Here is a 13,545-nt window from a genome sequence, read left to right on the forward strand (position 1 = left end):
ATTTTATTCACAAGAGGTGACAGTATGCAAAAAGTATTATCAGACAAAAAGACAATTTTGTTGCTGGTTTTGCCGGGACTTTTGATATATACATTTGCAATTCTTTTCCCAATTATACTCAGCATATATCTTGGAATGACTGATTGGTCAGGGATTGGTAAGCCAAATTTTATAGGTCTTGAAAATTTCAAAAAGATAATATTTTCAGATACCACATTTTGGAAATCTCTTAGAAATGCAATATTCCTTGCTCTTGCGTATGTGTTTGTTCAGCATCCAATTGCATTGATTTTTGCTATTATGATTGACAAAATTGGAGGAAAACCTGAAAAAGTTTTTAGAACAATTTTCTTTATACCTTGCGTGATACCAGTTGTTGTAACATCGCGTATGTGGGTAAGCTTGTATGATCCTCAATATGGACTAATTAACAAGATACTTGACTTTTTACACTTAGGTTTTTTGAAACAGCAGTGGCTGGGTGACATGAAAACAGCTCTAATATCAGTGATTATAATCTGTATGTGGCAGGGTTTTGGCTGGGCGCTTTTGATTTACTACGCGGGTCTAAAAGGCATACCAGAAGAACTTTATGAGGCTGCAAGAATTGATGGTGCAACAGGTTTTAAGCTCTATACAAAGATTACTGTACCATTACTAAAGCCTGTTATTAAAGTCAACTTTACCATAGCTATCATCTATGCTTTGAAACAGATGGAAACAGTTTATTTGACTACAAACGGTGGTCCCGGCGATGCGAGCCAGTTTTTAGCCAACTATTTGTATATCAGAGCATTTAACTCATACCAATATGGATATGCAAATGCAATATCTGTTTTGTTTGTAATTGCATGCTTGGCTGTAAATATCTTTTTCCAGAAAATATTTAAATCAGAAAATTATGAGTTTTAACATCAAATGGGAGGTTTTGACGTGTCAAAGCAAAGTAGTATTGCTAAAAGAGACAAAACAATCCTTCTTATTTTGCTTGGAGTATTTTCAATTGGACAACTGTTTCCGCTTGTTTGGTTGGTTGATTTTTCTCTTTGCAAAAGTGGAGATGTATATGGTGCGAATATCCTCAAAATACCTTCCCCACCACAGTATATAAACTATATTGTTGCTTGGAGAGATGGAAAAATTCCGCAGTATTTTATAAATAGTGTAATAGTAAATTTTGTATCAGTTTTTCTTGTTGTTCTATTTTCACTTATGATGGGGTATGCATTTGTAAGGATGAACTGGAAATGGAGCAACAGAGTTTTAACTTATGTTCTTTTAGGGTTGATGATACCAATCCATGCAACTCTTCTTCCGAACTTTGTTATTTTCAGACAGCTCAATATTCTTGATTCATATTTTGCACTAATAATTCCGTACGTTGCATTTTCGCTGCCACAAGCAGTGTTCTTGATGACGGGGTTTATAGGAAGCATACCTCGGGCTTTAGAAGAATCAGCAATTATAGATGGCTGCGGTATATTTAGAATTTTATTTCAAATTATTTTACCACTTTCAAAACCTGCGCTGGTAACTGTAACTGTTACTACATTTCTGAATACATGGAACGAATTTATTATGGCAGCAACATACTTAACATCTGACAGGTTCAGGACTCTGCCGTTTTCTGTCTACAACTTTGCAGGTCAGTATGCATCTAACTACGCAGTTCAGTTTGCTGTAATGACAATAGTAGCTCTTCCATCATTGATTGTGTATATTGCCCTGAACGAACAGGTCACAAAAGGGGTTACCCTGGGTGCTGTGAAGGGGTAAAGTTTGATTTATGGCAAAAATATAAATTTTGAAGTGCTCTCAAGAGAAAAAGTTGGATATTGTGACAGAAGGGGAGGATAGAATGAAACGAGGGGGAGCAAAGTTTCTTTCGGTACTACTTGTAGTTTTAGTACTTTTGCAATGGACAATACCCCTGAGAGGAATAGCGCACGGGCAGAATGACTTATCAGGACACTGGGCTGAAAATGAATTAAAAAAATGGGCAGAAAAGGGAATTTTAAAAGGTTATCCAGATGGAACAATCAGACCAAATGCGACAATTACAAGAGCAGAGTTTGTAGCGTTAATTGATAGGATATGCAATTATGTAGAGAAGTCACCGAATGTGTTTAAAGATGTTGAACCTCAAAAATGGTATGCAGATGTTATTTCAAAAGCTATCGCGGCAGAGATTATAAAAGGTGACGACAGAGGAAGATTTCGTCCAAATGATCCAATAAGCCGCCAAGAAGCTGGTGTAATATTTGCAAAGGTCTTCAATTTAGAATCTGCAAATAAAAATGTTTTAAACAAATTTAGTGATTCAGCTGAAATTGCAGAGTGGAGCAAGGATGCCCTCAGTGCTATGGTTGAAAAAGGATATTTGATTGGAAGGAAAAACAATAGAATTGCTCCTAATGACTATTTAACACGTGCAGAGTGTGTAAAGATTATAGGCAGGATAGTAGGAGAACTTATAAATAAAGCAGGCACATATACAGAGAAAATAAAGGGGAATGCAGTAGTTAATACAAAGGATGTTACCTTAAATAATATGAGCATTGAGGGCGATCTATACTTGACAGAGGGAATAGGAGATGGAGATGTTGTACTTAACAATGTAAATGTTAAGGGTCGTGCAATAATCAAAGGTGGTGGAGAAAACACAATAACCATAAAAGATTCAGTAATTCAAGGTTCCCTGCTTATTAAAAAAGCGAATGGAAGAATAAGAGTAGTTATTAATGGCTCAACCCAAATTGGTGGAACTGTGCAATTGCTCTCAGGTTCGACTTTAGAAGAGGATAATGTTACTACAAAAGGTTTTGACAAAGTAGTGGTGCTTGAATCTGTTATACCCGGGCAAGAGGTTACGTTAAAAGGAGATTTTTCAGAGGTAGAAGTTAAGGCTTCAAATGTAAAGATAAATATTCAAAATGGTACAATTGCGTTGCTAAAGATTAATGAAGCAACAAAGGGCGTAAGTGTCCAGTTGTCTAAAGATGCAGTGATAAATACGTTAAATGCTCATAAAGATGTTAGCGTTGAGGGCAATGGAACTATACGTTCATCAAACATTGAAATTAAAGGAGTTTCCTCCAAGACTAGCAAAGAAACTTCTTCCCAGACAGGTAGGATATCTACCGGAGGAAATGAAACAGGTACTTTAACAGCTGGAGAAACGACTTCATCACAAGGAACAAGTACCCAGACAGGTGGAACAACAGGAGGAAGTGTGGCAAGTTTTCCTTCGACCGGTGGAACATCTTCCTCTGGGAATGTAAGAACAGCTCCAACAACGCCTACGAATCTTACTGTAACAGTGTCTGCCTATAATATTGTTGATTTGAGCTGGGGAGTTGTTGAAGGAGCAACAGGGTATAATTTATATCGTGCTGAAAGTGTTAATGGACAATATGTTAAGATTAACACATCTGTTATAACAACTCCGTGCTACAAGGATACGACGGTTGCTCCAAACAAAACATATTATTATAAAGTTTCAGCAATTAATGCTAATGGCGAATCTGCATTATCAAATGCTGTGAATGTGACAACAGCAACTGTTCCTTCCGTGGGTGAATGGAAACTTGTATGGAATGATGAATTTAACGGCACACCAGGAAGTGGTTTGGATACAAGTAAGTGGGTGTATGAAACAGGTGGAAGTGGTTTTGGGAATAATGAGCTTCAGTACTGCACGGACAGAACAGAGAACGTCTATATAGAGCAAGACCCGAATAATCCCAGCAACAGGTTTTTGGTAATCAAAGCTATAAAAGAAAATTATGGGGGAAAAGAGTACACATCCGGCAGAATTAAAACAGAAGGCAAATTTGATTTTACGTATGGAAAAGTAGAGATAAGAGCTAAGCTTCCATACGGCGGAAAAGGAATAGGAGCTTCTTTTTGGATGCTTGGAAGCAACTATAATACAGCTGGATGGCCGAACTGTGGTGAAATTGATGTGATGGAATGGAATGGCAATACCCCTACAAAGATATACGGCACAATTCATGGACCGGGCTACAGTGGGGGAGATGGGATAGGCACATGGCATGAATATCCAGGAGGGTTTTCTAACGAATTTCATACTTACGCTATTGAGTGGGAACCAAATGTAATTCGTTGGTATTTTGATGGACAACTTTATCAAGAAAGAAGAGTAGAGGACCTCTTTGGTAAGACATGGGTGTTTGTTCATGACTTCTTCATGATTTTAGGATTAGGTGTTGGAGGTACTTGGGTTGGCAATCCAGATGGAACTACAGTATTTCCACAAAAATATGTAATTGACTATGTACGAGTATACCAAAGAGAAGGTAACGTTTATCCTAACCCTCCAAGTAGAAAGTTAGTTCAGATTAAGAATGTAGAAAATGGACAGTTTGTATGTGCTGATAAGTTTAATGGCGATTATCTCTATGCAAACAGATCTTCTGCAGCGTTGTGGGAGACATTTGAACAAAAAGACCTTGGTAATGGTAATATTGCGTTAATAGCTCTTTCAAACTATAAATACGTGAGCGCTGACAATGCAAACAACCAGTTGGTTGCTTCTAAAGAAACTATTGGTGCGACAGAGACATTCAAAGTTGTAGTCAATGGTGACGGCACAAAGTCTCTTCTGTGCTTATCAAATAACAAATATGTTTCGGTAGGAAGTTCATATATATTAGAAGCAACAGCTTCTACAGTAGGAAATTCTGAAAAGTTCATCATCTATTCTACACCGACAACTCCAAGAGGCCTTACTGCAACCTCGGTTAGAAATTATTCTGTAACTCTTAGCTGGACAGCTGTGGAAGGTGCTGCAGGGTACAATATATATCGCTCGGCAAAAAGTGGTGGCCCGTACTCAAAAGTAAATACTGTAGCTGTTACTTCCACAACCTATACGGATGCAACTTTGAGTCCAGGAAATACTTACTATTATAGGATTACTGCTGTAAACGCACTTGGAGAATCGGAAATGTCAGAAGAGATTTTTGTTACAACACCTACTGAGTTGACTGCTCCATCTGCTCCTACAGGGCTTTACATGGTATCAAGCACCGAAAATTCAATAACTATAAGCTGGACACAGGTAGCAGGAGCAACAGGATATAATGTCTACCGCGCAGCTGAAAGAAATGGAACATACACGAAGGTTAATGAATCACCTATAGAAAATGTTAGTTATACAGATACAGGTTTGAGTACTGGTGCAGCTTACTTCTATAAAGTTACTGCCGTGAATGCAGCAGGCGAATCAGATATGTCAGATGTTCTGTTTGCTACGACATCAGGTTATGGGGTCTCTGGAGGCAGGTCTTACTCTTATATAATAGCGGTATCAAACTCCAAGTTTGTTCGGGTTGATCCTAGCAATGCATGGAATCCTCTTACTGCATCAGCAAGTGATGCATCTACAGATGCTGAGCTATTTGAAATAGTATTTAAAGCTGATGGCAATGTTGGTTTTGCGTCAAAGGCACTGAATAACAACTTAGTATGCGCAGACTCATGGAGTACTCCTGACTATAAACTTCTTCCAAGAAGTAGTTATAGTGCAGATCCAGGTGGTTGGGAAACATTCACATTAGTGCCGCAAGGAGATGGAACTATTGCAATTAAGGCAAACAATGGTGGAAGGTTCGTAACAGTTGAGCCAACAACAGGTATTTTGAAAGCGACCAGCGCCACAGTAGGGGTTAATGAAAAGTTTATCATCGTCACACCATACGCACCTGGCCAACCATCTGTCACTATTGATGAAGTGCTTGATAATTCAGTTACTTTCCACTGGTCAGTACCATCATCCTCAGTTGTAGCAGGTTATAATGTATATCGTGCTACCACCAGTGGTGGACCTTATATCAAGCTCAACAAAGCTCTTTTGACAACAACCAGTTATACAGATACAAGTATGACAGCAAACACCACCTATTACTATATAGTTGCTGCGGTGAATGCAAGAGGAGAAACAAAGTCTCCAGAAGTAATGGTAAAAACACTTAGTGGACCAATACCTGCAATACCAACTGGTTTAGACATAACTTCTTGTACGCAAAATTCTATTACGTTAAACTGGAATGCGGCAGCAGGTGCACAAAGTTATAATATCTACCGTTCTACAAGTAGATTTGGAACATATGTTAAGATAAACACAGAACCAATAACGTCAACAACCTACACCGATACCAACTTAACAACCACTTCATATTACTATAAGGTAACAGCAGTCAATGAAAATGGAGAAACCAAAATGTCAGAGCCTATATCTTTAGAAAAGAAATTGTTTGGTCCAAATGTCTATATATTTGATCCGAATGATGCGCCGGCTGATGTTCAAGCTGTTTGTACAAGCATATTCAAGCAACAAGAGGCAGCTCAATTTGGAAATGGTAGATATGCACTTTTATTCAAACCAGGGACATACAGCACTGATGTCAAAGTTGGCTTCTACACCGAAGTACTTGGTTTAGGAAGACTGCCTACAGACACAACCATCCATTCGCTGACTGTTGATGCTGCTTGGATGCCCAATAACAATGCAACATGTAATTTCTGGCGTGGTGCTGCAAATCTTACTGTAGCTACTGACACTAAGTGGGCTGTATCACAAGCTGTATCTTTAAGACGCGTAAAAATCAACGGGAAGTTAACATTACATGATGCGGGTGGATGGGCAAGTGGTGGCTTCTTGGCAGACTCATACATTACAGGTGTTGTAGAATCCGGTTCTCAGCAGCAATGGTTCTCACGAAACACTTACTGGCAAGCTTGGGACGGGCAAGTTTGGAACATGGTATTTGTAGGTGTTAATAATCCACCACCTGGGACATGGCCTGAGACAAAATATACCACAGTTGAACGAACACCAGTGATGAGGGAGAAGCCGTTCATTTATATTGACGAAAATGGACACTATAATATTTTTGTTCCAGCTGTCAGATCTGACACGGTAGGAATTTCGTGGAATAACGATATGGGTCCAGGTACATCAATACCAATTGAAGAATTTTACATTGCACACCCGGACAAAGATACAGCTGATACAATTAATGCAGCGCTTGCTCAAGGGAAACACTTGCTTTTGACCCCTGGTATATATAATTTAGATAAGCCTATTGAAGTTAATAATCCTAATACTGTTGTACTTGGAATTGGATTGGCAACATTAAGAGCTGTCAATGGTTGCATACTCTTAAAAGTTGCTGATGTAGATGGAGTTATAATTGCAGGAATCCTATTTGATGCAGGGGAGAAAACATCACCTGTACTGTTAATGGTTGGACAGGAGAATTCTTCAGCTAATCATTCTAATAAACCAATTACATTAAGCGATCTTTACTTTAGAGTAGGCGGGGCTGGTGTTGGCCGAGCAGATGTATGCGTTGTAGTAAATAGTAGCAATGTGATCGGAGATCATTTCTGGGTATGGCGTGCTGACCATGGCGATGGCGTTGCTTGGGATTTAAACACTACCAAAAACGGCATGATAGTTAATGGCAATGATGTCACTATGTATGCTCTATTTGTTGAACATTTCCATGAATATCATGTGGTATGGAATGGCAGTGGTGGACGCACATATTTCTATCAATGTGAGCTACCTTATGATGTACCTAAACAAGAAAGCTGGATGAGCCATAATGGTACAGTAAAAGGCTATGCATCATATAAGGTTGCAGACACAGTAACATCTCATGAGGCATGGGGACTTGGAATATATTCATACTTCAGAGATGCACAAGTTGAGTGCAATAGTGCTATAGAGGTTCCAAATAATTCAGGTGTCAAAATACACAATGCATGCACTGTAAAGTTAGCGGGTTATGGTGGTATAAAACATGTGGTCAATAACACTGGAGAACCAGTAAATGTAGCAGGACAGAGAAGCATTGTAACAGAATATTGCAACAATGTTGATCAGCCTGAAATTTCACCATCTACTGGGGTTTATTCTTCAGAGCAGATGGTTACAATAACCTGCTCGACAGCAGATGCAACTATAAGGTATACCTTAGATGGCACAGAGCCTACTGAGACAAATGGAATAACTTATAGTGGACCATTTACTGTCTCGTTTGGCACAATTGTTATCAAAGCAAGAGCGTTCAAGGAAGGAATGAATCCCTCCTATGTTACGACTGCTACAATAACTGTTACTGACAGCCTGTCATTTGGAAAGCCTGCTACTGCATCGTCCACAAGAAGTGGAAGTGGAAATACTCCCGACAAAGCATTTGACGGGGATTTGAAGACACGCTGGGAGTCAGAACAGAGAGATCCTCAGTGGATAATGGTAGATCTTGGACAGAGCTACAGCATTACTGGAGTTAAGATTGTATGGGAGACTGCCGCAGCAAAAGAATATAAGATACAAGTATCAAGTGATAATATAAACTGGACTGATGTCTATACAGTTACTGACGGACAACCAGGACACACTTTGGATATAAGTTTTCCATCAGTAGTTGGTAGATATGTAAGAATGTATGGTATTTCCAGAGCTACAAGTTGGGGCTATTCCATATATGAATTTGAAGTGTATGGCAACAAAGTTGCTACACCAGTTATAACACCTGCTTCAGGCACATATGTGGGATCTCAAATAGTTACAATAACATGTGACACAGAAGGTGCAACAATAAGGTATACCATTGATGGTTCCAATCCAACCCCAAGCTATGGAATTATATATGAAGGACCGTTTACGATAACTACAACAACCACCATTAAAGCAATTGCTTATAAAGAAGGTATGTATACATCGAATATGCGGACAGAAACTATAATAATCACAAATAACCTGGCACTGAAAAAACAAGCTACAGCATCGACAGGGAACGCAAGCTTAGCATTTGATGGCAATATGAATACGCGATGGGAGTCAGAGTGGAATGACCCACAATGGATTGCTGTGGATTTAGGTGCTGTTTACAATATTACAGGAATTAAGTTGGTTTGGGAAACAGCTGCTGGGAAGGATTACAAGATACAAGTTTCATTGGACGGTCAAACATGGACAGATGTCTTTGAACGCTTAGGTTGGACGGGGGGAACTGACGAAATTACGTTAGACACACCTGCCCAGGGGCGCTATGTTAGAATGTATGGAACTGCCCGAACAACAGGATATGGTTATTCACTCTGGGAGTTTGAAGTGTATGGGAGCAAGTAAAAAAAAACAACTGGAGAAATCCGAGGGGGAGTTTTTATTCTCCCCTTCGGATAAATATTATTAGTCCGTATAAATTTTATACTAAGTGGGGATATCAGCAGTGAATAATTCTGAGTTGACTAAGAGAGAAAAAGAAATAATAAAGTTGATTGCAAAGGGTTATAGCAACAAGGAAATCTCTAGTTTTTTAAACATAAGTGAGGGAACGGTAAAAACGTATATCAAAATTATTATGTTAAAACTCAATGCTCGGAGCAGAGTTGAGATCGCAGCTTACTATTTTCAAAATATTGATAAATTTAAAGAATAAGGTACATAAGATGGTAGAGGAAATACCTCTTTTAGACTATTCATTTGATAGTATGAAAAAAGAGAGATTTTTATAACTTTTTAAAGATGTAATAATAAAAGTAGAAGCAAGATATCATTTAGAAATGGAGAATATTGACCTATCAAAAAAGTAGCTGAAAAATATGCAAGAAAAAATCCAATAGACTTAAATAAAGGTGGTGAGAAACTCTAGTAAATAAAAACATTAGAGCATCTTAAAACATCTTATAGAAAATTGAGAAAGAGGAGGTTTCAGAAATGAAAAAATTTAAAAAAGTAATTGCACTATTTTTGTGTATTGCGTTCATTGAGGGGTTTTTCTTCTCTTCTCCAGTAATATCGAAAGCCGAGACAAATTTAGCATTGAACAAAGCAGTGACAGCATCATCTACGCAGGCTGGGTTGGATGTAAAGAGTGCAGTAGATGGGAATGTAAACACCAGATGGGGGTCAGACTGGTCAGACCCGCAGTGGATAAGTGTGGATTTAGGGAGTGTGTACAGTGTAAATAAGGTAGTACTCAGATGGGAGACGGCATATGGTAAGTCGTACAAGATCCAGGTATCGACGGACGGGATGAACTGGACGGATGTGTATTCGACCACAGCAGGAGATGGAGGAGTGGACGAGATAGTATTCAGTCCAGTGAATGCGAGATATGTGAGGATGTATGGGACAGAGAGAGGGACAGGTTGGGGTTATTCACTATGGGAGTTTGAGGTGTATGGTGGAGCAGCAGTTCAGGATACGACATGCGGAGGTAATTTAGCATTGAACAAAGCAGTGACAGCATCATCTACGCAGGCTGGGTTGGATGTAAAGAGTGCAGTAGATGGGAATGTAAACACCAGATGGGGGTCGAACTGGTCAGACCCGCAGTGGATAAGTGTGGATTTAGGGAGTGTGTACAGTGTAAATAAGGTGGTACTGAGATGGGAGACGGCATATGGTAAGTCGTACAAGATCCAGGTATCGACAGACGGGATGAACTGGACGGATGTGTATTCGACCACAACAGGAGATGGAGGAGTGGACGAGATAGTATTCAGTCCAGTGAATGCGAGATATGTAAGGATGTATGGGACAGAGAGAGGGACAGGCTGGGGTTATTCGCTGTGGGAGTTTGAGGTGTATGATAGCGAGGAAGTCGAGAAAGTAGCAACACCCGTAATAACACCTGGTACTGGGACATACACATCGGCGCAGACTGTGAGCATTACATGTGCGACGGCAGGGGCGACGATAAGGTACACAACAGATGGTACAGAGCCAACACCGGCAAATGGCATAGTATACAGTGGACCGTTTACAGTGACAGCAACAACCACAATAAAGGCGATAGCATATAAGGATGGAATGCTAAACTCAGATGTGGCAACAGCAGTGATAACGATAAATAGCACAATTCTTAGCGCACCTACAGGGCTTAAAGTGTCATCTGTTACCACTACATCAATAAGTCTGGAATGGTCTCCTGTCCCTGGAGTAAGTGGATATAATATATATCGTTCGTTTGTACCGGAAGGACCATATGTTAAAGTTAATTCGTCACCTATTACTTCTACAAATTATACAGACAGTGGATTAGATAGCGCTACCTATTATTACAAAGTTTCAGCTGTGAATGCAAGCGGGGAGTCAAATCTATCGGAAGCAGTATCTGCAAAAACAGTGCTTTATTTTGGTCCGCATGTAAAAATATTTGATCCGTCAATGTCATCAGCCGAGATACAAAGCATATGTGATACCATATTTGCAGAAATGGAAAAGAATCAGTTTGGAACACAGCGATATGCTCTTTTCTTTAAACCAGGTTCCTACAGTGTTAATTTAAGTGTGGGATTCTACACATCAGTTCATGGTTTGGGTAAAAGACCAGATGATGTAACAATAACAGGTTCAGTTCGTTGTGAAGCTGATTGGATGGACGGAAATGCCACATGTAATTTCTGGAGATCTGTTGAGAATCTTACAGTAATACCAACATATAGAGCAAACAATTTAGTATCAGCAGGGACAGAAACATGGGCAGCATCACAAGCTGCTCCTTTAAGGCGTGTACACATAAAAGGTGGCCTTTCGTTATGGGATCCTGGTTCAAACTATGATAAAAGCTGGTCAAGTGGTGGATTTATTGCTGACTCAGTGATTGATGGGCAGATTACCTCTGGTTCACAACAGCAATACTTTACAAGAAATACTCAAATGGGATCGTGGAGCGGCTCGAACTGGAACATGGTATTTGTTGGCGATATAGGTGCGCCCGCTGAACAGTGGCCAAATCCAGCATACACGGTAGTTAATCAAGCACCAGTAATACGTGAAAAGCCGTTCATTTATATTGACGATTCTGGAAATTACGCAGTATTTGTACCTGCTGTTAGAACTAACGCGCAAGGGATTAGTTGGGCGAATGGAATGGGAGAAGGAACTTCCTTATCTATGGACCAATTTGTTGTTGCGCATCCTGAGACATCAACTGCTGCAACGTTGAATCAAGCTCTAAGTCAGGGTAAGAATATTTTGTTCACACCGGGTATATATCATCTTAGTGAACCACTGCGCGTATCAAAACCAAACACAGTTATATTAGGTCTTGGGTTAGCAACTTTAGTACCCGATAATGGAACGCCAGCTATGACTGTTGCTGATGTTGATGGAGTAATAATTGCAGGAATACTTTTTGATGCTGGGCCAAATAATTCACCAGTATTGTTAGAAGTTGGACCTGAGGGTAGTACCCAGAGTCATGCTTCAAATCCAATTACACTCAGTGATTTGTTCTTTAGAGTAGGTGGTGCAGGTGTTGGAAAAGCGGATGTTTGTATTAAGATTAATAGCAATGACGTAATAGGTGATCATTTCTGGGTATGGCGTGCAGACCACGGTGATGGTGTAGGCTGGACAATAAATACCACAAAGAATGGAATTATTGTAAATGGCAACAATGTAATCATCTACGGACTGTTTGTTGAACATTTTCATGAATATCAGACGTTATGGAATGGAGAGAACGGGCGTGTATACTTCTATCAAAGTGAAATTCCGTATGATGTACCAAACCAAGAGAGTTGGATGGATGGAAGTGAAAACGGATATGCTTCATACAGAGTAGCTGATTCTGTAAATTCTCATCAGGCATGGGGATTAGGAGTGTACTCCTACTTTAGAGACGCGGATGTGAAATGCAATAGTGCAATTAAGGTACCAGCTAAACCAGGTGTGAGAATTTATCATGCTTGTTCAGTTTACCTTGCAGGATATGGAGAAATAACCCATGTTGTCAACCATACAGGGGACACTGCAAAGGCGGGCTATATGAGACAAACTATCGATGAATATTGTAACAACGTAGAACAACCAGATATAATGCCAAAGTCTGCAGTATACGGGACACCACAGACTGTTACAATCTCCACTGTAACACCAGGTGCAACAATCAGATATACAACAGATGGTTCTGAACCGACACCTACTACTGGAATGATTTACACGGGTCCCTTTAGCGTATCATCTACTACTACTATTAAAGCAATCGCATATAAGGAAGGTATGAATAATTCGCGAATAGCGACTACAACGATTAAAATTGATCCGGCTTATGCAAATGACATAGCGTTGAACAAGCCGGCAACCGCTTCATCAGGTAATGCAAGTCTTGCATTTGATGGTGATACAACCACGCGCTGGGAGTCTGCTTGGAGTGATCCACAATGGATAATGGTTGACTTGGAAGCTGTTTATAGCATAACAGGAGTTAAGTTAGTATGGGAAACTGCAGCTGCACGTGATTACAAGATTCAAGTATCATTGGATAAAGTAACCTGGATGGATGCATTTGTACGAACAAACGGAACGGGAGGCACAGAAAATATAACCTTTAACTCACCAGTTCAAGGTAGGTACGTACGTATGTATGGTATCGCGAGAACAACAAATTATGGATACTCACTATGGGAATTTGAGGTTTATGGTAATTAGTGGATGATATTGCAAAGAACATAATAGCCCCCAGAGCGTTAAAATTCCTCTGGGGGGTGACAATTAAT

The 13,545-nt window shown here is 39.7% G+C and carries 5 protein-coding genes; all 5 read left to right on the forward strand.

The window, feature by feature from the left end; genetic code table 11:
• Positions 1–24 precede the first annotated feature (24 nt).
• The 5 genes from CALKRO_RS00540 to CALKRO_RS13180 all read left to right on the forward strand — a co-directional run bounded on the left by CALKRO_RS00540 (position 25) and on the right by CALKRO_RS13180 (position 13,477).
• Positions 25–912 carry a carbohydrate ABC transporter permease gene (locus tag CALKRO_RS00540; protein ID WP_013429182.1) on the forward strand — a complete coding sequence of 296 codons (888 nt, stop codon included), beginning with the start codon at positions 25–27 and terminating at the stop codon, positions 910–912.
• Positions 913–933: 21 nt separating this feature from the next.
• Positions 934–1,776 (forward strand): carbohydrate ABC transporter permease, encoded by an 843-nt coding sequence (locus tag CALKRO_RS00545; protein ID WP_013429183.1) that lies wholly within the window; start codon positions 934–936, stop codon positions 1,774–1,776.
• An 82-nt stretch (positions 1,777–1,858) separates the two neighbouring features.
• Entirely contained in the window at positions 1,859–9,166 is a 7,308-nt protein-coding gene (locus CALKRO_RS13065; protein ID WP_013429184.1) for a discoidin domain-containing protein, read from the forward strand.
• Between the two features lie 100 nt (positions 9,167–9,266).
• Entirely contained in the window at positions 9,267–9,476 is a 210-nt protein-coding gene (locus CALKRO_RS00555) for a response regulator transcription factor (RefSeq protein ID WP_148222747.1), read from the forward strand.
• 278 nt (positions 9,477–9,754) lie between these two features.
• Complete coding sequence (locus CALKRO_RS13180) at positions 9,755–13,477, forward strand: galactose-binding domain-containing protein (RefSeq protein WP_013429186.1); 3,723 nt, start codon at positions 9,755–9,757, stop codon at positions 13,475–13,477.
• Positions 13,478–13,545 lie beyond the last annotated feature (68 nt).

This window comes from Caldicellulosiruptor kronotskyensis 2002, from assembly GCF_000166775.1.
Lineage (GTDB): Bacteria > Bacillota > Thermoanaerobacteria > Caldicellulosiruptorales > Caldicellulosiruptoraceae > Caldicellulosiruptor > Caldicellulosiruptor kronotskyensis.

Coding starts and splice junctions, on each gene's coding strand:
- CALKRO_RS00540 (WP_013429182.1), top strand. CDS start 25: ATGCAAAAAGTATTATCAGACAAAAAGACAATTTTGTTGCTGGTTTTG.
- CALKRO_RS13065 (WP_013429184.1), top strand. CDS start 1,859: ATGAAACGAGGGGGAGCAAAGTTTCTTTCGGTACTACTTGTAGTTTTA.
- CALKRO_RS13180 (WP_013429186.1), top strand. CDS start 9,755: ATGAAAAAATTTAAAAAAGTAATTGCACTATTTTTGTGTATTGCGTTC.